Raw genomic sequence first — 22,729 nt, 5'->3', positions numbered from 1 at the left:
TGTTGACAAAGTTGCTCTAGAGAAGTTAAGATTATTTTAAAAGCAAAATACAGTCAGCCTAATCCGGCACGAAAAGCACAGCAAGAGTGCTGCTGGAGCGGAGGAACCAAATTAAGGGGCTTATCTCTGAATAGAAATCTTTGAGAAAGATCTAGAGAAGGGCATCTCTCAGCCCTAGCCCGTCAGCTAACTTCGTAGGCATTGAGAGGAGAATGAAGAGTCAACCTTCTATAACAATTTAGACAGATTGTCGATTCAGAATCCTTAGTTGGTATAGGTCTGATTTGTTGCGCCCGATAAACCTGACTCTGACGATCTAGAAAAATGACAGAAAAACTGAATAATTCCCTTTTTGCGACGCTTGCCGTAGTTATTGCAATACCTCAACAAGCTATATGGAAGCGCATCGGTCGCTTCGTTATGCCTGACTTAATTTTATTGCCGGCATTAGGATTTTTTTGGATAATCATTTTGTGGTCTATGGTTAACACCTTTGTCACAACATTTATGCCTAGTCCTTGTTTACCAACAGTTATCGGTACAGCGATCAATGTATCTAAGGTTTCCAAGGGATACTTAGGAGTAGCGCAAGCTCTCTGGAGTTGTTCTAATGAAACTCACTATATAAGTAGTTTGTCTGTTCCTGAAGTTGTTCCTCAGTTAGAACAAACTTACGCATCCGTCTAACTAAATTTAATATCTCAATATTTAATAAGTGCTACCTTGTTAGGTTATATCATCACAAGGTAGTGCTTATTATACTAAATTTGGTTTATAGAGTATCATTTTCTGGAGATGGGGAGAGGGTTTAATCTTATTAAGCATCAAATATATTCAGTAACCGGACTTGGTATTATTTGAGAAGTTAGGGAAGTTGCTATGAGAGGGTAAAGGTTTCAGATATAGCGCTACTCATTAATGTTTTTGACATCTCTCTATTAAACATCTCCGAAAATAACCAAACTCCTACTATCACTACCTTTTAAGTTGCGATGTAGCTGCCGCACTTGCTCCCTCCACCAACGCTCAATCGTGAAGGTAGTTACTTTGTACCTAAAAATAGACATTTGAGATACTTACTATTAATAACTAGCAGAAAAATAGTATCTATATAAATAAATTTATTGTTGAAATATTTGATTTCATTATAGCTATAAAATAAATGTGCATATTCCCAATCTAACAAGTCTACAAATAGTCATAATTATCTGTTCATATTTACTTGAGTTCAATCTAAATCTTTCTTGAGCTACTCGGAATATTTTTACTGTCGAGGAATTAAGTATTCAACAAAAATTCGCATCATTTGCTAACTCTCTATTTCTTTCTTTTTGTTCTGGAGTTAATTCTTGTTTTTTAGGTTTTTTGTGAGGAGTTTTAATTGATGATTCTCCTTCATCAGCTCGATCGCCATTAAACTTTTGATTTTGGCTCAATCCTTTTTGAGATTCACGAAACAATTTTACGCCGCTTTTAGGTCCTGGTTTACCTGCTACAACATCAACAATATTTTTATGGTCTGGTCAAACGATTAATTGATTTTTTCGTGTATGCTTTTTCTTCTTCCCTGTTGGAATATTTTTTCTGAATAGTGATATTCCCCTAGTCTTTCTATAGCTTGTGCCTCTTACAGAGGATATACGCTTTCACGGCTATCAACTATTAATTCAAACCCTGTTAAAAATTCTTTAATTATTTCGTATTCATTAGAATTTTTTTTACTTGTTCAAGTAAACTTGCTGGTAGTAGTTACCCCAAAACAGGAAATAATTAAACGTATCATTAGCTGTTGTTTCACTCACTCCAAACTGGATACCAAGTAATTGAAATGTTGTTAATTATCACAAATATATTAGAGTCAGTAATATTTGTTCTTTAAAAGATAACTTTGTTTGACGACCACCTCCTTTTTTGATAATTCTTGTCTTTTTTAATTCCGCTTCTGAATGGCCTTGCGTGTGTAAGGCGATCGCTTGCTTTATTAGCTGTTTTAATTGGTTGTAATTGAGACAACTAATCCCTGTACTTCTTGGGGATGTTTCTCTATATACCCTAATACTGAATCCATATTCTTAATCTTTACAAAGGCTGATTAAATATTATTTAACCAGATTATATTTATATTTCGGAGATGTCTATGATGTCTATTATCTTCTGGAACTATTGCCTATTGCATTTCAATCAGGGGTAGTCCTGCATGTTCAATAATTAATAATTAATAATTAATAATGAATAATTAATAATTACCCCTCCTTGAAAACGGATAGGATTGACTAATCATGAAAATTTTTATTTATTATCCCCTATCCAAGGGGAGGCTTTAAACCAAAATTTTTCGGTAATGGTGAGGATATATATTTTTTAATTTCTCCGACACTCCCCATCTCCCCATCTCCCCACACTCCCGGTGCTTCCTTTACCATTGCTATACACCACCACCCAATCAGGTTTATTAGAATAGACCTCTCCAGAAAATAAACTTGATCTTTATTTAAGACAAACTAGAGTTGTAAAATTCACTCTCCGAAATCATTTTTCGTATCTTTTTCGTGAAAATATCTTCCCTGTTAAGTGTTAAGCGTTAAGTTTTCCCTACTAGTCGCAAAAAATATATATCTTTTTCACGCCTATGTCTAATAATAAAAAAGGCGTTGCATATTTGCGAATTGGAGTTATAGTTTTAGAGAAATAGGAAATAAAAGATGGGATTTACCTTGTGTGTAAAGATTCATCCCTTGGTTCAGCAAGGCCAAAAAAAATGTACTTCTATTTAAAAAATATATCTATTTTGATTTTATCAGAAAGTAGTGGTAAGTAGTAAAATAGATAAAAATGGATAACTATCTAAAAAATGCAAGACGAAATATTAGCTAAAGAACGAAAATTCCATGATATCTGGGCATCAACTATTGATATTGAAGGTATCCGAGTAGTTGATTATTTTGAAAGTTGTACCGCACCAGAAAACAGATTTATCCTCAAACAAATGGGAGATTTAACAGATAAATACTTGTTAGATTTAGGTTGTGGTGCAGGAGAAAATAGTGTTTATTTTGCCAAAAAAGGAGCGCGGTGTTTAGCAACAGATTATTCTCCAGGAATGGTAGATGTTGCTGTTAATTTGGCGGAAAAAAATGGTGTAAAAGTTGAAGGAAAAGTTATGGATGCTATGGCATTAGAATTTCCCGATCATACTTTTGATTTTGTTTACGCTTCCAACTTACTTCACCATTTACCAAATCCGACATTAGCTATTAGGGAAATGCACCGAGTTCTTAAACCTGGTGGCAAAGCTTGTTTTTGGGACCCGCTGAAACATAATCCAGTCATTAATGTTTATCGACGCATTGCGACAAAAGTGAGAACTGAGGATGAAACACCTCTAGATATTAATATTGTTGATTTTGTTAAATCTCTCTATTCAGAAACAGCTTATGATACTTTTTGGTTAGGGACGCTGTGGATTTTTCTCAGGTTTTATTTAATTGAAAAAGTCGATCCAAATAAAGAACGTTATTGGAAGAAAATTATTATTGAACATCAGCGTTTAGAAGCAATGTATCGTAGATTAGAAAAGTTGGATGTGGTGTTGAAAAAGTTACCTTTAATGAAAAGATTTGCTTGGAATTTAGCAGTAGTAGCTACTAAGTAGAGAGTTTGGGAAGGGTGGGAAGTCTGGGGAGTGTGGGAAGTGTGGGAAGAGTGGGAAGGGTGAGAAGTTCACAGCCATGTAAAAATTAAGATGTGTGGGAAATGTGGAGAGTTAGTCAAGTAACCAATCATCAGGATGGGTAATCATCTTGACTAATCTACTGAGAACTTGATTGTAAGTTTCATAAAGTTCTCTTGCTTTTTCAACTTTAATGTACTGACATTTGACTGCAAATTTTAACCAAACTTGACCCTCTGCGACCTCTGCTTCAGAGTCATTTAATTTAGCAACAAAAGCAGCTTTATATCTGCATTTTCTCCAAACTTCTGCCATATTTGCACAGACTGAACGAGAACAACGGCGAATTTGGTCAGTCAAAAAGTATTTTTCTTCTACTGGGAACTTTTTAGACTGCTCAAAAATTTCCATCGCTACTGAGAATGCCAATTTATAAATAGCTAAATCCTCGTGAGTTCTAAAATACTTTTTACCTTTTTCTTCCATTTTAAAATTTAATCACAACTATTTCCCTGACACCTCCAACACCTCCCACACTTCCCACACTTCCCACACCTCTTACCCTAATTATCCCTGAAATTACTCTTGTACTCGCACATCAATCACACTAGCATTAAAATTATAGTCCCTACCTTCTAGCTCAATTGTCATCCCAATTTTTACCTTAATATTTCCTAAAATAGGACCATCATCAGTAACTCTACCTTTACCTTCCAATGTTAATAAAACATTCCGACTAAATAGTTCTTTATCTCTAGGATCGGGTAAAGCTTTTACTGTTCCATCCGGTTGAGGAACTGCTACTTTTCGAGTCAAAAATTCTACAGATTTTAGGTCAACTTCTCCATAAGGTTGATTCCTAATAATCAATTGAGTTTTTTCCCCTTCCTTTAATAATTTTTCAGGGTAACGACCTTTTAAACCTAGAGCAATAGCATCTACTTCAACTGGTTTAGTCACAATATTACCCACTTGAGCAACAGAATTTTTATTAGTACCAGGAAAGAAAAATATTCCCAATAATACCATGAAAATTATTAACACAGCGCCAACGTCTAAGACACTGACTTTACCAAATAATCGTCCTTGAGAATCCAGAATTTTCATAACTTCATAACTTAATTTTGATTTTGACAAAAGTAAACTACTCAACTAGAACTTACGCACCCCAACCAATAAACTGGATTTATTACCCTAATTTATTACCCTAATTTAATGCTTGATATTGCAAATTTTAGTTCATAAACCTTCTTTCTGCGTAAGTCCTGTCAATATTAAATTGCCCGATTATAAGGTGAGCTTTTGATACTCCTCCAGAATATCTCATATAGTATATAGTTAGTTGTCTAGGCACAAAGTCAAGATTAGTAACTACTCCCACACTAACATTGCGGTATAGTATGAGCTTCTCGTTTCCCAGTTCCCGATGTTGCCTCGGACACGCACATGTTTTAAAGACAAGATTGCCTCAACGTCCTATTTTTTTTATTTACCACATAAGTAGGTAGGTGAAAAAATTTATAAGTACGTCCGAAGCGACTGAAGCAGAGCGGAAGGAAGCAATCTCAAGGGTTTCAACTGCTTTAACATTTCGTTACATAGTAATGTTTATTCGTGCCTACCTACTTAAACTATCCATTATTAGACATCTCCAAAAATAAAATATAAAATCAATTATTATCCATAAATCATCAATTATTCCCCTCCCGGGATGGGTTAGGGGTAGGTTCCCTGTTCCCTGTTCCCTGTTCCCTGTTCCCTCTTTTCTGGAGAGGTCTATTAGAGAATGTGGATAAATTTATATGAGTATTATCAGCATTTTTGGATGGCTAAACAAGGTATAGTAAATCAAATTAATGATATTTATCCCAAAAAATCCTCAGAGAAAGATTACTATAACTTACGACAAAAATTAGTCTAAAGGATGAAGATAAGGAAGTTTTTTATTAACTAAACTCCCTTATCTTCTAGAAAAAATAAACTTTTATGTTTGCGGAAAAGCTATATATAACTTTTGTAGTTAATCATAAGATTGGCAGAAAATCATTCGCTAATTTATGACATCTTGGTAAATTCAAAATCTACTACCTCTGAATAAAAAAAGCCCATGTTGAAAAAATTATCTTTGATTTCTAAATCTTCCTATCGCCGAATATCATACCCACTAATATCCATCATGGTCGCTGCTAGTTTATGTGCAGGTACAGCATCTCCTACTCAAGCTATTCCTTGGAGGGAATTAATTTTTCAGGGTATTCAGATGATGTCAATTTCTAACCTATCTGACCCTCAAGAAGTTGAACTAGGTAAACAAATTAATCAACAGTTATTGAGAAGGGGAGATGTTAAACTTTATCGCGATCGCGCAGCAAACGAATATATTAATAGAATTGGGCAAAGATTAGTTGCAGCAAGTCCTCGTTCAGATATTCCCTATACTTTTCAGGTAGTAGAGGATGATAGTATAAATGCTTTTGCAACTATGGGAGGGTTTGTTTATATCCATACTGGTTTAATGAAAGCTGCTGATAATGAAGCAGAATTAGCTAGTGTTGTTTCCCATGAAATTGCTCATATTACTGAACGCCATGCGGTGAAACAATTACGTCGAACATTATTAGCACAAGGTTTAGCTACTGCAGCAGGTGTAGATAATAATGTTGCAGTTCAACTGGGGGTAGAATTAGCATTACGTCGCCCCAAAAGTCGCCAGGCAGAATTTGAAGCAGATCAAGTTGGTATTGAAACCTTGGGAAGAGCAGGATATGCTCAATATGGTGCAATTACATTTATGGAAAAATTGCTGAGGAAAAGTTCGCCACCATCTTTTCTTAGCACTCACCCAGCAACATCAGCGCGAATTTCTCAGATGAAACAAATGGTTGATCCTGAACTAGCTTACAATGGTGATGGGTTGGATGAAAGACGTTATCAGGTAATTGTAAGTAGGTTAGTTCCTTAGTGCTAGTTATAGATTTTATTGCTTATGTAGACTAAGAGACAAGCCATATGGAGAGTTTAGACCAAACTTTACTTTGGTCTAAACTCCAGTATTACAGCGCTTTTCATATGAGTCAACCACAAAAGTGTAAAATTTAACTAAAGACAAAATAGTTATCTAGAGCGATATAGCTGCCGCACTTACTCCGCCAACGCCAAACGAAAAAAATGGCCAGACCATATTCACAAAATTTAGGCCGACCTGTGATTAGAGCCTATCAAAACAAAGAAGGTTCTCAACGTCAAATAGCACAAAGATTTCAAGTTAGTTTGACTTTTGTCCGTAATTTATTACGGCATTATCGAAACACAGGAATTGTGAATCCAAAACAACATGGAGGAGGACCAAAAACTAAAATTGAGAATAATTTTGATTTTTTAATTCAGCTTAATATTCTTACCAGCTTACTCTCCAGATTTGTCACCTATAGAATTATGCTGGTCAAAATTTAAAAATTTCCTCCGCTCTTATGAGGCCCGAACTTCAGAACAATTGGATCGAGTTATTAGTTTAGCGTTGGCGGAGCAAGTACGGCAGCTACATCGCTCAAATTACTGAAGATGATGCCGTGGGTTGGTTTGAACATTGTGGTTTATTCATATGAAAACCGCTGTAAGTCAAGAACTTAAAATCAAAATTTGGAATTCAGCGATCTCCTGTGAGGTTTGAGCTAGAACAGAGAAACATGACTGTTAAGATTAAAGCCAGATTGATTTTCCAGAATTGCGATCGCAGAGCCATTAACCGACAATTCATTAGTTGAGTTATCAAAGCTGACTGCACCGAGATCGCTAATACCATAAGCACTTTGATCGATCCGAATCAAATCCCCTTCAGAAGCACTGAAGTCCAGAATTGTGTCAATTCCATTAGAGCGTGCAGCCCCACGGAAAGCAAAATTATCATTACCAGCACCACCAATCAAGGTATCATTGCCTTGATAGCCTTGCAAAGTATCGAAACCGTCTCCTCCTATCAGGACATCTTGACCGTTTTGACCTCCGAGCCAATCATTGCCTCCACCGCCATAGGCATAATCCGAACCACCTTTATTGCCAATATTGTTATTGCTATCATTGCCAATGAGAATATCTTGATTATTTGTACCCTGAAGTTTTTCTGTTCCAATGAACTCAATATCTTTTAATACATCTGCAACTTCAGAACTAGCAATATTGTTCAGGGTAATTGTCTGATTGGACACAGAAATAGTCAGAGTATCCTCAGAGTGATTAACATCAAAACTTACCTGATTATTAGAGGCATCATAATAGTCTTGAATATCAATCTGAATCTTATCGTCAGCAGGATTGAAATCTGTGATTGTCTTTTCTCCACTAGAGAGCATGAAAGTATCGTTACCACCATTACCAGTCAGAGTATCGTTTCCTTCTCTAGAAACTAAAACGTTATCCTTATCGTCTCCAGTGATATTATCATCATGCTTACTACCGAAAATATTCTCAATGCTGTTTAACGTGTCTTTTGTACCGAAGCCATCATCATTGTTCTCCCCATTCTCTAAGTTAATAATGATACCTGATGTAGAGTCCATATAGTTCGCTGTATCAGAACCATCACCACCATCAATACGGTCGTTACCTTGTCCCGCAAAAAACACATCGTCGCCCTCAAATCCATACATCACATCATTACCAGCTGTATTTGCTAATGTTGACTCTTCATAGCCATAGAGAACATCACCAAATTGGGTTCCATAGGAATAGTCAGCATTATTGCTACCCTTGATATCAAGTCCGGAATAGGCTCCCAGAACTAGAAATTTGTTTGTTCCTAGGTTTTCGATATCTGATTGTTCAATATCCAGTAGTGTATTACTTTTGTAATCTTTGGCATCACTAGAATCAAGAATTAATGCGTTGCGTTCAAGAATATCAAACCAGCTTGACTGAAGTTTGCCGTTTGAGTAACCTTCAAGATTATTAAAGTCATTAGATAGTTGAACAGTTGCAATCACATCAGTTTTGTCTGTATCCTGAAAAACCTTGAATAGATTTGTACCACTGCTATTTTCATCAATGTAGATATCACCATCCGATGGTAGAGGAATAAATATGACATCCTCGGTAGGGTTGAAGTCTGTAATAGTAGCAGAACCCTTTTCTTGATCGTTTGCGCCTTTTTCAACTGGGGCTGTAACGTTATTTGAGGTGGCTTTGGCTACATCAAATAGCATTGGCACGACTTCTTTCGTCTTTTTGAAAGGCGTCAAGAATGGAATAGCTGTGAAGAATAAGTCAGTAATGTCTCCAGCTATGCTTAAACCTAGCTTTCCCCAGTCAAAACCTTTTCCTGTAGTGACAGGGTCATTATCTGGCGGGGTGGTAGCATCTCCTAAAAAGAAGGTATCAGCATTTGCACCCCCTGTCAGTGTATCCTTTTCGCCATTAGTTAGAGGGCCTGTGTACAATAAGTCACTGCCGATTCCTCCGTCAAGATTGTCACTTCCTTCTCCGCCATGAAGTGCATCATTGCCGATTCCTCCGTCAAGACTGTCACTTCCTTCTCCACCACGAAGTGCATCATTACCTTCCTCACCTCTGAGAGTATCATTCCCCTTCAAACCTTTAATAACGTCGTTTCCTTTTCCTCCATTAATTTCATCGTCGAAGGTACCATCCCAATTCCTTTGACTAGTCTGATAGTCGCCCAAACCAATTCGATAACTCCAAACATAGTGCCGTGGCTGTGCGCCGGTAATGTCGTTATCATGATCGTTGCCATTAATAGTAGAGTAAGAGAGAAATTCCTTCACATGAACGTTTTTATAGTCCAAGCCTAGAGCTTTCCTCTCTTTCCTGGTTTCATGTATTATGTCATTACCAGGATCGTGCCGATGAATATTATTTGAAAAGTTTGTCTGGTATGCTTGTGGTGGCATAGTGTAGGGGGTTGATTCCTCTACAATTCGGAGTGCGAAGCGACCTAGTCCAAAGTAAACTGGAGATACTTGTTCATTAAAGATAGTTTCTGCCATTTTTTTTCTCCTTCAAATATAATTTTTGTTGGCATTGGAAAGATGTTTTTGTCTTTCCGTTGTTCAAACTACTATCGCAGCAATTTCCGGAAAAAACAATACAGAAAAGTTCAGTTTTATTCAGGAATTTTCCACCTGAATAAAACTGAACTTTTTTTGAGATTGGCAAAAAAAATAAATTTACTGATAATCAAGTCTAGTTCTGAAATACAGATATTTTTCAGTAACTAAAAAAATAAATTTGTCTAAAAAATTATGACTTTTAGCTAAGTATTTTGGCGTATATATACAACAAATGTCGTAGATTTTTATTCAGGAAAGTTCAGAAAAATTCAGTTTTGTTCAGTTGCTGAAAAAATCAAGACAGAAAAATTCAGTTTTATTCAGTTTTATTCAGGAAATCTTTTTACACATAGAACCCATTTGGTATCTTGAGTATATGTGGGTGCTTTTGGCACAGAATTCAGGATAGTCAGAAAATATATGGGAAAAAAAGGTAAAAAAATGCTCTTATTTCCCTATCCTCTGCCTGCTGTAATTAACTGTATTTCTAAGTGCCATAACCTCAGAACCTGCTGTAACTCATAGCTGATAGCTGAATGCTTACTCTCTATTTTAATTTTCAACTTGATAAATATCTCTGAAAAATTTCTTCTCAATAAGTTCCCCAGCTTTAATCGATTTTCGCAACCAATCTAATTCCAAATCTAATTTTTCTGTATTGCTTAATTCCCAATTATTATGCTCCTTTTTGAGGCGGTTCATTACATCATATAAACATAGAGCAGCACTAACAGAAATATTAAAACTTTCACTAAATCCCACCATCGGAATTTTTACTGATACATCTGCATTGTTGTGAGCATATTCTGATAACCCATTAATTTCTGAACCAAACATTAACGCTACTTTTTTCTTGACAGATAATTGTTCAATAGTTATCTGTTCTTTATGGAGAGTTGTTGCTGCTATTATATAATCCTCACTTTTTAGTTTCTTTAAACATTCCTCTGTATTATTTATATCTCGTTGATTATAACGATATAATGTTAACCAACGATCTGAACCAATAGTAACACCCTGAGTAATTGTAAAAATATTTTTATTCTCTACAATATGTACATCTTGTACGCCAAAACTGTCACAACTTCTCAGCACAGCACTAGCATTATGGGGTTGATAAATATCTTCTAAAATGACAGTTATGTGGCGGGTTCTTTGCTGCAAAACTGATAAAATTTTTTCCCGACGTGCTATAGTAACAAATTGACTTAAGTAAGTAATTAATTGTTGTTTTTCTTCTAGTTCCATTCACCATTAATCTCAACTATAAACTACCAGATAAGCAGGAATAAATAAGGAAAGTGATAATACAGTAGTTTTCTACTCTCGGGAAATACATATATTTATGGTTTTAGATGAAATCCTGTTATACAGTTATCGCATTTGCTACTTACAATCAAAACAGACCTTACTGGATATATTCTTAAAAAATTTCCGCGGCTTAAATCCTTCCTTTTTTTCTTACTTTAAAATTTTGAATTTTGATTTATTTTACTGAATAATTAATGTTGAAAGCCTCTCCTTTAAAGGAGAAACAAGAAAAAATTTTCCTTTTATTCAATCCTCTTCCTTTTAGGGAAAAGTAATTATCAATTATCCATTATCCATTATCCATTATCCATTATTGAATCTTATCTCTGTTGGCTATTTCCCATTCCCGTAATTCCCAAATATTTTTTTCATAAATCAAATATTTATAGATAAAAATTGCTACGATCGCTGATAATTATTTACTTTAAGGTGTTCTTGGTTATTTTTTCTCATAGAGAAACGCTCTTGCATTTTTTCTCTTAATTTTCGCCTAGGTTTATAAGGTTTTACAAGTTGATCTAAGGGAAGTTTCCTAGTTTGATTATTATTAACATTAACCTGATAAATAATATTATTATCAACATCTAATCCTGTGAGCCACCCACTTCGAGGATGATATGCACTGGTATCAATATCCAGCCAACCTGCTCCACAAACTAATTCTCCCGGCTCAACATCATCGAAAGTAAAAGTTATAGTATGACCTATAATAATTAATTTATCAGAAAAATAGGGTTTGTCCACAGAATGAAATTCATGGCGAATCCAACAACATTCATGGTGTGCTTGCCTTTGAATAGGTAGTTTGGGATTTATCCCTGCATGAACTAACCAAATATCTTCTAAGTCTAGATATAGAGGTAGCGATCGCATCCACTCTAAATCATCATAAGGCATAATTCCTGTCTCTCGATAACTTTCCACAGTTTCAATACCACCACTATGATACCAACTTTGCCATGCTTCATGCTTTACTTCTGTATCTGAGAGAGCTTTAATCATCATGTGTTCGTGGTTCCCCAAGATACACTGATAGGGGCTATTTCTGACAAATGCTACTACTTGAGAACTTTTCGGACCTCTATCAATTAAGTCTCCTAGAAAATATACCATATCATCTCTGCCAGGAGCGATCGCCTCTAACAAAGCCATTAAGCCATCATAATGCCCATGTATGTCTCCAATAATAATTCGTCTGGTGTTCATTGTTGCTGCTGATAATTTTTACTACCACACTTTAACTTTGTACTCAAGGAACAAATCTTAACTTTGTGACAATTTCATCAAAATTTAATTAAATTTTTTTAATTCAAGCACCCAATATTAAACTTAATTTGTATATTTTACCATATAATTTCTGAGGTTAACCGACCCTAATTTTCAGGGTTATTAGAATTTAACTAATTCTATAGAAATTTTACCCTGAATAAATTTAGGTCGGTAATTTTCAGATTAAAAATACCTTCAATACATTCAGTATTAACACTTAGTTACTTAAAGCACGCAGGAATTTTTGAATTTCGCTTAGTAATCCTTTCCGTTTTGGCGGAGCAGTTATTGTCTCAGAGGATGAACTAGAGTTATCTATTTTAGCTGTACCAGTAGCTTCAGCTAAAATCATATCTAGTTGATCTCCCACTGGTTTCTCCGGTTGTTCAGCAATTAATTTATACTGGCCATTTTCTTCAAGCCAAACTTGCCAAGGAGAAGGATAACAACGATATAAGGCCCCCTCACCAAAAGACCTGATATAGTAGCAAGATTCAAGAGTTTTGATAAATCTTTCCCGGAGTTGACGTGCTGCATAACCAATTCCCACGATAGAGACATCTTCTAATCTGGGGATTAACATCACAACTGGGCGATCGCCAGCCAGATTGGATAATTTTTCAGCTTGGGCCACTTCTACAGCAGAAGGTGCTATTAATAAAAAACATTGGTCTTCGGGTTCAACTTTTGTATCAACTGGAGACCTACTTGTGCCAATATCTTCTATTTTAAATGTCACATCTTGCCAATCTCGTCTAGCTAAAGCTGCTGCTCCGGTGTCGGGAAAAAAGACTTTGAGCTGAGTAGTTGTTTCAAGTAAAGCAGGAATAAATTCTTTTGCCAGAGATTGAGCTTGAAGTTCAATCTCTGGAACAACTATCTCAATTTGGAGTCTAGTATAACCATCTTGAAGAGCTGCTTTAGTCGCTTCCATTGCTTGGGCGATCGCCTCATTTATGTCATTGGGTAGTTTAGTCATCTATATTAATATTTACTAGATTATCCTGGGAAGTCAGGGAAGATTGTAATATCTTCGTTATTTTCCATATTAAGTATAAAGTTGAACTGGGAGAAAATATGACACAAAATCATCCTTTTGGAAAATCAACTCCGGAACTGCTGAAATCTCTACAAACAAGTCAAGTTGAACGAAATCCTCTTCCTAATAACTCCACTGTACCTATAACTACTCTTGCATTAGGAGAAGAGGGTGGTAATACAACTGAAGCTTTTGATAATTCAGAAAGTGGTGGCGACCCCATAGCAACAACTCTTGCAATAGGGGAAGAAGGTGGTTTGAGTGAACCTATACCCACAACTGTAGCAACGGAAGAAGAAGGCGGTAATTCACCTGTACCAACAACTGCAACGTTGGGAGCAGAAGCTGGGATTACTCCAATAGCTTTACCTCCAGGAGTAGGAACTACTCAAGCAATAGGGGAAGAAGGTGGTTTTGCTCCTGTACCCACACCTACCACTCTCGCAGTGGGAGAAGAAGGTGGTGATGGTGCTACAACTGAGACATTGGGAGAAGAAGGTGGTTCTCCTATTATTACTGATGATAGGATTATCACTCAAGTAGGAACAGAAGAAGGAATAGCAACAACTCTTGCAATAGGAGAAGAAGGTGGGGTGACTACTCTTGCATTAGGAGAAGAAGGTGGAGATTTCAATGAAGAGATTTATCGGCAATCTTATCCTAGCGTTAATGTTGCTATCAATAGAGGAGAATTGAATTCTGGTTTAGAACATTACGTTCAGTTTGGAGAATTTGAAATTCAACGTATAGGATTTTTCACAGGTACTAATGGCAATGATATTATTACTGCTTTTGGCAACAATACCAGAATTGTTGGTGTTAATACTTTGGGATATGATGTAATCAATGATCGAATAATTCCTAATAATTTAGGTGTGGGAGAAATTGATATATTAATTGGTAGTTCAGAAGTCAACACAGCAGACAAATTTATACTTGGTTCTTCTGAAGGAGTACCTTTTTATCTTGGCTTTGGAAATTTAGACTTTGCTGTAATTAAAAACTTTGATGTTGCTTTTGACCAAATTCAGTTACCAGGAACTATGGATGATTATAGTGTTGAAATTCTTAATAACTCGGTTAATATATCTACTCTATCAGGAGATTTAATTGCAATTATAGAACAGGTGCAATCTCTAGATAATTTGAGGATTAATTTTCTCTAATTAATTGAGGAGAATTAATGATACTAATTTCATCCAATGTAGCAACATTGTATTGTTGGGTAGTTATTAGGTATTAGGAGGAGTGCAAATATCTTACAGCAGTTTTAGCAGATAATAAGGTACAGTTTTAATATTACTTTCTGTTTCCTGTTCCTTGTTCTCTAAAACTCTAATATCATGTTTAGTAAAATACTTATAATAGGACTTCGTAGTTGCGCTTTAGTGCCAGAGACATATTTGGAGCATTAAAGCTAAACTACAAACTTAAAGTTTATTTATACCTAATTATCAGAACATGATATAAAACTTTTTAGTTCATCAATTCAAAAAGTGGTGTAATAGTTTTTCCAGAGGATTTTACTGTAACTCTATTTAACTATCTTGTTTGAATTTGGTATTAGAAATATGATGAAAAATAATAAATTTTTTGTATAAGTAGGCAAAGGGAAAGAAATAAGATTTTCATACTAAATATAGTAATTTGTAGTTCCGACCACTCTTCAAATTTATCAAAAATCCCATCACTTGTATAAATAGATGATCGATATACAACAATCACTGTGGGTTTATTTATAGTAGGAAAAAACCATATATACTAGAAATAATACCAATTTTCTAAACTTGAGCTACTTAGGTTTGGAGTAGTCAGTAGTCAGTAGTCAGTAGTCAGGAGGTAAGGTGAATAGCCTTACTTTTTGAATTTGGTATAATTACATCAGAATTAATTGTCTGAGTTGAAACATAACTTTCCAGATAATTCTGGGGATTCATGATTCCTCAAACATTGAGAAGGTGACGATTATGGGGACTATGAATCCTTGAGTACTCTCCGATATCTTGCCAGCCATAAGGAACCTAAGGAATCATACTAAACCCCACTGCATCTAAGTAATATAAATCAATTTTTCCTAACTGCTCTAATTGCTTAAATTCTTCAAGCTTGGCTTTCCAAACCTGAATTACAGCCTGCTGAGAGATTATGGGGATTAGTTTAATTTTGAAACAATTGAGCAACTGGAAATGGTTCTAGAAAAAAGATGTTGTCTTCTCAACTCTATGACGGATGAAATTAAAAAATTAACAGATTAGTACTGGTTACACTATACCTACTCATTTGTGGTCTTACTAAATCCTGTTTAGTATAAGAGATTTTTACGAACAGCAGGAAAAAATATTTTTAGGATGACTAACAAAGGTAATTTACAGCCTATTCCATGTAAGTGTGGTACAGTGATTCTAGTAGATTTGATTAAAGACATGAAAACTTTATTCTATACTTCAAAAACTATTTAAAAATTTAGTGTCACTGTACCTCATCAACCTGGAATCCGCTGTAAGTAATATCGTTTCACTGAAGTCAAAAGTTAAAAGTTTAAAGTAAGATTGTAAGATATGATATGGAATAGGTTAATATTTGCTACCGATAATTGATATGGAGATAGGAAAATGGAGAGATTAATAAGTAGAATTATTTTGCACATTTGATATGATAACTTTTAGTGATACTAATTTTCGAGGATTATTTCAAACAATAGATATGTAACAAATAGTTTCATATTTAAACTTAAATACTATAACTTGTGCAAAATCTCTACAGGAGTTTGGGATAATACTTATATAATTTCTGAAGATGTCTATTTAGAAAAATTGCATTTGATTAACTTATGAAAATTTTAATTCTGGGTAGTGATGAAGATATTCATGCTGCTCACCTCAAACAATGTCTGACCGCAAAAGGAATAACAGTTGATTATTTAGATACTCGTTTATTTCCGACTAAATTAAAAATCTCTTGGCAACCTATTACTCATACAGGATGTTTAACATTTCCAGATGGCAGAAAATGGGATTTAGCAGATATAAATAAAATTTTTTGGCGGACTTTTTCTGGAGTAAATGTTCCTCAATTAAATGATTCATATCAGCAGACAATAGCAGTTAATGATGCAACTGGTTTGTTACGCTCTTTTATGCAGTCTCAACCAGAGAAATGGGTGAATGGTTGGGAAGCTTATGAATTTCATAAGGAGAAACCATTACAATTAAGTTTAGCGAAAAAAATAGGTGTAACTATTCCAGCTACATTAGTTACTAATGATGCTCAGGAAATTATCAATTTCTCTCAATCTTATCTGGATGTAATTTTTAAACCTGTTTATGGTGGTTCTCATACTCAGCTTTTAACGAAAGAACATCTAGAAATCAATCGAATGAATTTAGCTTTAAGTGTTTCTCCTGTAACTATCCAAGAATATATTCCCGGTACTAATATTCGTAGTTATGTTATTGGAGAAAAAGTTTATTCTGCTGAAATTCGGAGTAGTTCCTTAGATTTTAGGGAAGATAAACGAGCAAAATTAATCTATTTAGAAACACCAGAGGATATAAAAAGACAATGTTTAGCTATTACCAAAGCATTTGGTTTGAAATGGACTGGTATTGATTGGAGATTTAAACCTAATGGAGAATATATTTTTCTTGAGGCAAATTTTAGTCCGATGTTTCTTCATTTTGAAAGGGAAACAGCTTGTCCGATAACTGAGGACTTGATAGAGTTATTAACAAGTTAAAGTTAAGTCAGAATATTAGACATCTGGTGATAATAAAAAATCAAATCAATTATCATCAATTCTTTCCCCCTACTCCCTACTCCCTACTCCCTCTTTTCCGGAGAGGTCTATTTATTGTAAATATAACTGTTATATAGCAATCATATTTCAGGTGTAAGATTTTAGTGGTAATTAGGAGTCAGGAGTCGTAGGGGCGATTCGCGAATCGCCCTTACAGGAGTCAGAATATAAAAGGATTTTGATTTATCTTAGTCGTTCTTAAATTCTATCAAAATCATTCCTAATTGCTATATATAAACAAATTAATGTAACTATTTTCAAGGAGTTGGTAATGTCTGTACAATTATTGCGACGACTATTTACTGTAGACCAGTATTATTTACTGTAGACCAGTATTATAAAATGCTGGAAACAGGAGTATTAACAGAAAATGAACGAGTAGAACTAATCCGAGGAGAAATTGTCAAAATGTCCCCTATTGGTCTTCATCACGCAGCTTGTGTAGACCGTATTAACGAACTATTCTTTTGCGTTTAGCAAAAACTGTTACTGTGAGAATTCAAAATCCTGTGAGATTGAATGATAATTCTGAACCAGAACCAGACATCAGTTTGCTGCAACGACGGCAAGATTTTTATCAGACTCAACATCCTCAACCAGAAGATATATTTCTCCTCATAGAAGTGTCAGATATAGCGTTTCCCAAGCTAATGAGGTACAGTTGTTTTTCTTCTTTATTTATTCCTACGGAACCAGAATTACTACTCCCTACTTCCTATTCCCAGTTAAGTTTTCCCAGTTAAGTGTTCCCTAAAACCAGGGAATTTTGTATCTCACGCTTTTTGGGAATTGCTATACAACAGTTAAATATGACCAAGAAATAAAAATTCCCTTATATGCTGAGAATAATATTGTTGAAGTTTGGTTGGTGAATCTTCCTCAAAAATGTCTGGAAGTTTATCGACAACCTGCTGCGAATGGTTATGAGACTGTGCAGAGTCTTCAGCGCGGTGAAACTTTGACAATTCAAGCTTTGCCTAATGTAACTTTTACTGTTGATGAAATATTGGGAGATTAATACAAATTTTCAACATTAATTAACCAAATCCTTCTATTACAGAAGAGGTCATTATTAATTGTTAATTGTTAATTATTAATTTTTGTAATTGTAAGTATAATGGTAAGAATCAGATTTCTCAACTTCTGAAAAAGATGAAATTTTTACCAATAATCTTTGGTCTAATATTCCTAGCACTAACTCTGACAAATTGTTCTAGAGAATTATCATCAGAAAAAATTGCTTCTCGACTAGAACCGAGTATTGTCAAACTATCCTCTATAAATCAATCTGAAGATATAACTGTTTTTTTTGTATCTGGAGAAACTGATGTTTGTACTGTGCTAACCGCAGCTCATTTTCTCAAAAAAGACGACGAAAAAGTGTTACAAACTAACTTTGTTTGTATTACTTATCGGTAGTTTAATGCTACTTAATGTTATTGCTTCTGTATTTGTATTATTAATCTTATCAGTCATTTTGCATGATGCGAATAATCTGACGTTAGGTAATACTAAATCCGGTTTACACGAGAGCCTTATAATGAGGGTAAGGCAGAAGGCAGAAGGCAGAAGGGTTAGAGAGGAATTTCAAAAAGATACTTTTTATAACCGGATTTGGTATAATATCATGCTTTATCTATTAATATTCTCTGTAATTGTGAGTGTAATAATAATTTTTATAGAGATAAAACTCAGTCTCAAAGCAAATAAATTATATCGACAAGGGAATAAACTATTCAAACAAGAAACAGAGACATCGAAAATACAAACAATAGAAATTTTTGAACAAGCACTACGACTTTATCAAAAAACAAACTACCAAATATGGGCAGCCATAACTCTCAATAATATCGGTCTTGTCTACAATGCTTTAGAAGAAAAACAAACTGCACTAGATTACTTCAACCAATCCCTAGACTTGTTCAAAAAAATGCAAAGTGTTCCAGGGGAAGCTATGACTCTGAATAATATTGGTCTTGTCTACAATGCTTTAGAAAAAAAACAAACCGCACTAGATTACTTCAACCAATCTCTAGACTTATCCCAAAAAATTAAAGACCGACAGAGTGTTGCCAATACTCTTTATAATTTAGCAGTTCTAAAATACTACCAAGGTAAATTAAACGAAGCATTAACAAAAATCGAATCAGCTATCAAAATTATCGAAGAACTTAATACACAAATGATCGCTACGAACCTCCCTCCATCCTATTTCACTACAGTTCAAAAATACTATCAATTTTACATAGACTTATTAATTAAATTTCACAAACGAAACCCAAATCAAGACTATGATATTAAAGCTAATGAAGTAATCGAAAAGCTCAAAAATACACAGAGAAATTTAACCATAATTTATCCATAAGTAGATAGGTTTAAATAAACCTTAAGTAGAGCGTGATAAATTTTGTGCGTTATGTATCAAATTGTCAATTAGCTCAAAATTGAGGTATATCAGTATTTTGAGGCATTTTTTAGCTCAATATGTAACCTCTTTTTTTTAGCTTGCTCTACTTACTATTTAATCAAATGTTGATATAGTCAAAACCCTTGAAATTGCTTCCCTCCACTCCGTTCCAGTCACAATGACGTAGTTGTAAATTTTCTCACTTACCTACTTATCTCTAAGCTAATTTATTTCTGATTTTACAACTAAAAAAGCAAAGAAACCGGGTTTATTAAATACCCCACCATACTAACATTTACTTTCCATACACTCGGTTTCTCATAACGCTCCAAAGGAAGCAGATTTGATATCTAATATCTAGAGCTACACATTAAGGTTAAGACATTTCTAAATCCTGAAACCCCTTTTAAAGTATGCTTTTCCCTGTTCCCTATTCCCTAGCGCTATAACTTTAAAAATCCACCGTTAAAGGCGCCCTTGGAAAAGGAATCACATCTCGAATATTCCCCATTCCTGTCATAAACTGCACCACTCTTTCAAATCCCAAACCAAACCCGGCATGAGGCACAGTACCATACCTGCGTAAATCCAAATACCACCATAACTCCTCCTTATTCATCTCCTGTTCATCTATCCTTCTTTCCAAAATATCTAAACGTTCTTCCCTCTGGGCACCACCAATAATTTCTCCTACTTTCGGCACCAAAACATCCATTGCCCTAACCGTCTTACCATCATCATTCAACCGCATATAAAAAGCCTTAATTTTTGCTGGATAATCAGTTACAATGACAGGCTTTTTAAATAACTCCTCACATAAATAACGTTCATGTTCCGACTGTAAATCTAAACCCCACTCTACCGGATATTCAAACTTTTTATCCGTCTTTTCTAACAAAGAAACAGCCTCAGTGTAACTAATCCTTTCAAAATTATTATTAATAATCGTATCCGCTGTTTCCAAAACAGTTTTATCGATCCGTTTATTGAAAAATTCCATATCCTCTGGGCAACTTTCTAAAACAGATTTAAAAATATGTTTCAAAAATTCCTCCGCCAAATCCATATCCCCTTCCAAATCACAAAAAGCCATCTCCGGTTCAATCATCCAAAACTCAGCTAAATGTCGAGAAGTATTAGAATTTTCTGCTCGAAAAGTCGGACCAAACGTATACACATTACTAAAAGCAGTTGCCATAATTTCGGCTTCTAACTGCCCACTAACTGTTAGAAAAGCCGACTTTCCAAAAAAGTCTTGACTAAAATCAATATCTTGTTTTTCTGTGAGAGGAATTTTGTTTAAATCTAAGCTAGTAACAGTAAACATTTCCCCTGCACCTTCGCAGTCACTAGCAGTAATAATAGGAGTATGAATCCACAAAAAACCTCTTTCTTGAAAAAATTGATGTATGGCGGTCGCGCAAGCATTTCTGACTCGGAAAACAGCCCCATAAGTATTAGTGCGCGATCGCAAATGTGCAATAGTGCGAAGAAACTCAAAAGAGTGACGTTTTTTTTGCAAAGGATAAGTTTCAGGGTCAGCATCACCGTAAACAAGCATACTTTCCCCCCGCAGTTCAATTCTTTGCCCCTTTGCTGGCGACTCTACCAAAATACCAGTCACTTCTACTGAGGCACCTGTATTCATCTGCTGCAAACTTTCCTGATAATTTGGTAGATCGGGATTTAATACTACTTGCAAATTAGCTAAACATGAACCATCATTAACTTCAACAAAAGCAAATTCTTTTAATTCTCGCTTAGTGCGTACCCATCCTTGAATTGTCACTTTTTCATCAGGTTGACCGCTTCTTAATATTTCGGCAATTCGTTGCTTTGTCATTGATTTAATCCTGTCTATCAGACTTGCTATTTTGATTGATTTTTGGTATTATATCATGTCCGGTTGAATACTTATAAATAAACTACGGAGGAGTCAGGAGTCAGGAGTCAGGAGGGAAGAAAGAAGGAAGAAGGAATAAGGAATAAGAGAAAATTTTTTTATCACTAATTTACCGGACATGATATTATATAAAATTTAGCATAAACTATCAATCAAATAAAGTTTTTCTTTGTCAAGAAAAGCTCTAGAAATCGGCATTTTTTGCCATCCCTAGAGCTTCAGCCATATTCAAAAAAAACTAAAATTTTAAGTCGCCCAACTATCACTCTGTTTGAGTCTTAACAGCAGATTTGCTGGAGGTGGCAAGGTAAACACCTAACAAAATTACTGCAAAAGCGATCCAGTTCAACCAGCCTAGTTGTTCAGAGAAGATAATCCAAGCTAGAATAGCGGTTAAGACCGGATCTATGAGCAAGACCAGGGCGACCAAACTAGAGGGTAACTGCTTGAGACTATAAACTATAAGTACCTGAGAAGCAGTGGTGGCGGCTAGGAGAATCAGGAAAAACCAACCCATCCAAGAATAGGGAAAAATGCCATCGCCACCAATGAATATCAAAGGTAAAGTTAATACAATGCTAACTGCGTAGCGCCAAAGTAATATTATTATTGCCGTCAACTGAGTTCGCAGTTTTTCTGCAAGCATCAAGTAAACAGCATAAAAAACTGCCCCTAGCAAGGCAATGGCATCGCCTTGTAGGTAAAGCGCGTTGTATGAGAAATCCTTGGCTCCCAAGGCACAACTTCCGACTATCGCGATCGCCATCCCGATGCCAAATTTTAGATCGAAGCGCCTACCCCAAACTAGCCATTCTAAAAAACAAGTGAATAAAGGAGTCATACTAAAGGCAAGGGCTGAATTGGCAATTGAAGTTTGAGTTAAAGACCACGCCCAAAGTAGCATGGCAGTACCACCCATAATTCCCATTGCTAGCAACAGCCACAGCACTTGAGTTGTATATGCTGAATTTGCTTCAACTTCCTTGTCAGATTGTGGATATCCTGCTATTTGAAGTCCATTCCACAGCCCCACTATAGCAAGAGTAATCCAGAAGCGATGAAAGATTGCGGCATTTGGACTGACTTCGCTTTCGCTCAATCTAATTAGAATTGGGTTTAAGGCTTGGATAATTAAAGCTGCAAATAATGAAGCCATGGCAATCGCCACAGGTGTTCCCAAGGATTGCTGTTGCCAATATTTCAGTTGATTAGTCATATCATGTCCGCCTGAATACTTATACTTTGGTGAAAGGAAGGCTTTGAAAGGGGGGA

The 22,729-nt window shown here is 35.3% G+C and carries 22 protein-coding genes, 1 pseudogene and 1 riboswitch; of the genes and pseudogenes, 13 read left to right on the top strand and 10 right to left on the bottom strand.

All coding sequences use genetic code 11. From position 1 onward, the window contains the following. Positions 1-45 precede the first annotated feature (45 nt). Positions 46-216, top strand: a riboswitch (cyclic di-AMP (ydaO/yuaA leader). A 108-nt stretch (positions 217-324) separates the two neighbouring features. Continuing rightward, a complete protein-coding gene (locus ACP6PM_RS10935) occupies positions 325-687 on the top strand; it encodes a hypothetical protein (RefSeq protein ID WP_426584500.1) in 363 nt (120 codons plus the stop codon). A gap of 599 nt (positions 688-1,286) precedes the next feature. On the opposite strand, the gene ACP6PM_RS10930 is transcribed toward ACP6PM_RS10935, so the two are convergent. Beyond that, positions 1,287-1,508: a transposase family protein gene (locus tag ACP6PM_RS10930; RefSeq protein ID WP_426584562.1), complete on the bottom strand. Its 222-nt coding sequence runs from the start codon at positions 1,506-1,508 to the stop codon at positions 1,287-1,289. 210 nt (positions 1,509-1,718) lie between these two features. Beyond that, a pseudogene (locus tag ACP6PM_RS10925) lies at positions 1,719-1,826 on the bottom strand (helix-turn-helix domain-containing protein); the annotation flags it as partial. 1,025 nt (positions 1,827-2,851) lie between these two features. Between ACP6PM_RS10925 and ACP6PM_RS10920 the strand changes: the two are divergent. Further along, positions 2,852-3,652 carry a class I SAM-dependent methyltransferase gene (locus tag ACP6PM_RS10920; protein WP_426584498.1) on the top strand — a complete coding sequence of 267 codons (801 nt, stop codon included), beginning with the start codon at positions 2,852-2,854 and terminating at the stop codon, positions 3,650-3,652. Positions 3,653-3,763: 111 nt separating this feature from the next. On the opposite strand, the gene ACP6PM_RS10915 is transcribed toward ACP6PM_RS10920, so the two are convergent. Next, positions 3,764-4,156, bottom strand: a complete 393-nt coding sequence (locus tag ACP6PM_RS10915; RefSeq protein WP_426584496.1) for a four helix bundle protein — start codon at positions 4,154-4,156, stop codon at positions 3,764-3,766. Positions 4,157-4,249: 93 nt separating this feature from the next. Beyond that, positions 4,250-4,777, bottom strand: coding sequence for a DUF4330 domain-containing protein (locus ACP6PM_RS10910; RefSeq protein ID WP_426584560.1), 528 nt, complete (start codon positions 4,775-4,777; stop codon positions 4,250-4,252). A 679-nt stretch (positions 4,778-5,456) separates the two neighbouring features. Here ACP6PM_RS10910 and ACP6PM_RS10905 point away from each other — a divergent pair. The 4 genes from ACP6PM_RS10905 to ACP6PM_RS10890 all read left to right on the top strand — a co-directional run bounded on the left by ACP6PM_RS10905 (position 5,457) and on the right by ACP6PM_RS10890 (position 7,229). Beyond that, positions 5,457-5,591 carry a hypothetical protein gene (locus ACP6PM_RS10905; protein ID WP_426584494.1) on the top strand — a complete coding sequence of 45 codons (135 nt, stop codon included), beginning with the start codon at positions 5,457-5,459 and terminating at the stop codon, positions 5,589-5,591. Between the two features lie 186 nt (positions 5,592-5,777). Continuing rightward, positions 5,778-6,632: a M48 family metallopeptidase gene (locus tag ACP6PM_RS10900; protein WP_426584492.1), complete on the top strand. Its 855-nt coding sequence runs from the start codon at positions 5,778-5,780 to the stop codon at positions 6,630-6,632. Between the two features lie 206 nt (positions 6,633-6,838). Further along, complete coding sequence (locus ACP6PM_RS10895) at positions 6,839-7,123, top strand: helix-turn-helix domain-containing protein (RefSeq protein ID WP_426584490.1); 285 nt, start codon at positions 6,839-6,841, stop codon at positions 7,121-7,123. After that, positions 7,089-7,229 (top strand): hypothetical protein, encoded by a 141-nt coding sequence (locus tag ACP6PM_RS10890; protein ID WP_426584488.1) that lies wholly within the window; start codon positions 7,089-7,091, stop codon positions 7,227-7,229. The genes ACP6PM_RS10895 and ACP6PM_RS10890 overlap by 35 nt, the downstream gene beginning before the upstream one ends. Positions 7,230-7,341: 112 nt before the next feature. On the opposite strand, the gene ACP6PM_RS10885 is transcribed toward ACP6PM_RS10890, so the two are convergent. The 4 genes from ACP6PM_RS10885 to ACP6PM_RS10870 all read right to left on the bottom strand — a co-directional run bounded on the left by ACP6PM_RS10885 (position 7,342) and on the right by ACP6PM_RS10870 (position 13,291). Continuing rightward, a complete protein-coding gene (locus ACP6PM_RS10885) occupies positions 7,342-9,669 on the bottom strand; it encodes a calcium-binding protein (RefSeq protein WP_426584486.1) in 2,328 nt (775 codons plus the stop codon). Between the two features lie 615 nt (positions 9,670-10,284). Next, positions 10,285-10,980, bottom strand: coding sequence for a TrmH family RNA methyltransferase (locus tag ACP6PM_RS10880; RefSeq protein ID WP_426584484.1), 696 nt, complete (start codon positions 10,978-10,980; stop codon positions 10,285-10,287). Positions 10,981-11,442: 462 nt separating this feature from the next. Further along, the gene (locus ACP6PM_RS10875) at positions 11,443-12,249 is read right to left on the bottom strand and encodes a metallophosphoesterase family protein (protein WP_426584482.1); all 807 of its coding nucleotides are present in this window, start codon (positions 12,247-12,249) and stop codon (positions 11,443-11,445) included. 280 nt (positions 12,250-12,529) lie between these two features. Further along, the gene (locus ACP6PM_RS10870) at positions 12,530-13,291 is read right to left on the bottom strand and encodes a DUF1995 family protein (protein WP_426584480.1); all 762 of its coding nucleotides are present in this window, start codon (positions 13,289-13,291) and stop codon (positions 12,530-12,532) included. A gap of 98 nt (positions 13,292-13,389) precedes the next feature. Here ACP6PM_RS10870 and ACP6PM_RS10865 point away from each other — a divergent pair, with 98 nt between their 5' ends. The 7 genes from ACP6PM_RS10865 to ACP6PM_RS10835 all read left to right on the top strand — a co-directional run bounded on the left by ACP6PM_RS10865 (position 13,390) and on the right by ACP6PM_RS10835 (position 19,512). Further along, entirely contained in the window at positions 13,390-14,517 is a 1,128-nt protein-coding gene (locus ACP6PM_RS10865; protein ID WP_426584478.1) for a hypothetical protein, read from the top strand. 1,664 nt (positions 14,518-16,181) lie between these two features. Then, positions 16,182-17,087, top strand: coding sequence for an ATP-grasp domain-containing protein (locus tag ACP6PM_RS10860; RefSeq protein ID WP_426584477.1), 906 nt, complete (start codon positions 16,182-16,184; stop codon positions 17,085-17,087). Between the two features lie 402 nt (positions 17,088-17,489). Further along, on the top strand, positions 17,490-17,624 hold the full coding sequence (locus tag ACP6PM_RS10855; RefSeq protein WP_426584475.1) for a hypothetical protein: 135 nt from the start codon (positions 17,490-17,492) through the stop codon (positions 17,622-17,624). Continuing rightward, positions 17,615-17,890 (top strand): hypothetical protein, encoded by a 276-nt coding sequence (locus ACP6PM_RS10850; protein ID WP_426584473.1) that lies wholly within the window; start codon positions 17,615-17,617, stop codon positions 17,888-17,890. Before ACP6PM_RS10855 ends, ACP6PM_RS10850 begins: the two co-directional genes overlap by 10 nt. A 23-nt stretch (positions 17,891-17,913) precedes the next feature. Further along, a complete protein-coding gene (locus ACP6PM_RS10845) occupies positions 17,914-18,165 on the top strand; it encodes a Uma2 family endonuclease (protein WP_426584471.1) in 252 nt (83 codons plus the stop codon). A gap of 134 nt (positions 18,166-18,299) precedes the next feature. Beyond that, positions 18,300-18,566: a hypothetical protein gene (locus ACP6PM_RS10840; protein ID WP_426584469.1), complete on the top strand. Its 267-nt coding sequence runs from the start codon at positions 18,300-18,302 to the stop codon at positions 18,564-18,566. 4 nt (positions 18,567-18,570) lie between these two features. Next, positions 18,571-19,512 (top strand): tetratricopeptide repeat protein, encoded by a 942-nt coding sequence (locus ACP6PM_RS10835; protein ID WP_426584468.1) that lies wholly within the window; start codon positions 18,571-18,573, stop codon positions 19,510-19,512. 493 nt (positions 19,513-20,005) lie between these two features. Here ACP6PM_RS10835 and asnS read toward each other — a convergent pair whose 3' ends face one another. Then, positions 20,006-21,397 (bottom strand): asparagine--tRNA ligase, encoded by a 1,392-nt coding sequence (gene asnS / locus ACP6PM_RS10830; RefSeq protein WP_426584466.1) that lies wholly within the window; start codon positions 21,395-21,397, stop codon positions 20,006-20,008. A 322-nt stretch (positions 21,398-21,719) separates the two neighbouring features. Next, positions 21,720-22,673, bottom strand: a complete 954-nt coding sequence (locus tag ACP6PM_RS10825; RefSeq protein WP_426584464.1) for a DMT family transporter — start codon at positions 22,671-22,673, stop codon at positions 21,720-21,722. Positions 22,674-22,729: the final 56 nt, after the last annotated feature.

The sequence above is a fragment of the Dapis brunnea BLCC-M229 genome (assembly GCF_050015995.1).
GTDB lineage: Bacteria > Cyanobacteriota > Cyanobacteriia > Cyanobacteriales > Microcoleaceae > Trichodesmium.
This window is presented reverse-complemented; position numbering and strand designations above follow the sequence as displayed.

Bases quoted from the DNA above. Each gene is read 5' to 3' on its own strand.
- ACP6PM_RS10910 (WP_426584560.1), bottom strand. From the start codon at position 4,777: ATGAAAATTCTGGATTCTCAAGGACGATTATTTGGTAAAGTCAGTGTC.
- ACP6PM_RS10870 (WP_426584480.1), bottom strand. From the start codon at position 13,291: ATGACTAAACTACCCAATGACATAAATGAGGCGATCGCCCAAGCAATG.
- ACP6PM_RS10860 (WP_426584477.1), top strand. From the start codon at position 16,182: ATGAAAATTTTAATTCTGGGTAGTGATGAAGATATTCATGCTGCTCAC.
- ACP6PM_RS10895 (WP_426584490.1), top strand. From the start codon at position 6,839: ATGGCCAGACCATATTCACAAAATTTAGGCCGACCTGTGATTAGAGCC.
- ACP6PM_RS10880 (WP_426584484.1), bottom strand. From the start codon at position 10,980: ATGGAACTAGAAGAAAAACAACAATTAATTACTTACTTAAGTCAATTT.
- ACP6PM_RS10875 (WP_426584482.1), bottom strand. From the start codon at position 12,249: ATGAACACCAGACGAATTATTATTGGAGACATACATGGGCATTATGAT.
- ACP6PM_RS10900 (WP_426584492.1), top strand. From the start codon at position 5,778: ATGTTGAAAAAATTATCTTTGATTTCTAAATCTTCCTATCGCCGAATA.
- asnS (WP_426584466.1), bottom strand. From the start codon at position 21,397: ATGACAAAGCAACGAATTGCCGAAATATTAAGAAGCGGTCAACCTGAT.
- ACP6PM_RS10840 (WP_426584469.1), top strand. From the start codon at position 18,300: ATGAAATTTTTACCAATAATCTTTGGTCTAATATTCCTAGCACTAACT.
- ACP6PM_RS10855 (WP_426584475.1), top strand. From the start codon at position 17,490: ATGCTGGAAACAGGAGTATTAACAGAAAATGAACGAGTAGAACTAATC.
- ACP6PM_RS10865 (WP_426584478.1), top strand. From the start codon at position 13,390: ATGACACAAAATCATCCTTTTGGAAAATCAACTCCGGAACTGCTGAAA.
- ACP6PM_RS10885 (WP_426584486.1), bottom strand. From the start codon at position 9,669: ATGGCAGAAACTATCTTTAATGAACAAGTATCTCCAGTTTACTTTGGA.
- ACP6PM_RS10905 (WP_426584494.1), top strand. From the start codon at position 5,457: ATGTGGATAAATTTATATGAGTATTATCAGCATTTTTGGATGGCTAAA.
- ACP6PM_RS10915 (WP_426584496.1), bottom strand. From the start codon at position 4,156: ATGGAAGAAAAAGGTAAAAAGTATTTTAGAACTCACGAGGATTTAGCT.
- ACP6PM_RS10935 (WP_426584500.1), top strand. From the start codon at position 325: ATGACAGAAAAACTGAATAATTCCCTTTTTGCGACGCTTGCCGTAGTT.
- ACP6PM_RS10825 (WP_426584464.1), bottom strand. From the start codon at position 22,673: ATGACTAATCAACTGAAATATTGGCAACAGCAATCCTTGGGAACACCT.
- ACP6PM_RS10920 (WP_426584498.1), top strand. From the start codon at position 2,852: ATGCAAGACGAAATATTAGCTAAAGAACGAAAATTCCATGATATCTGG.
- ACP6PM_RS10835 (WP_426584468.1), top strand. From the start codon at position 18,571: ATGCTACTTAATGTTATTGCTTCTGTATTTGTATTATTAATCTTATCA.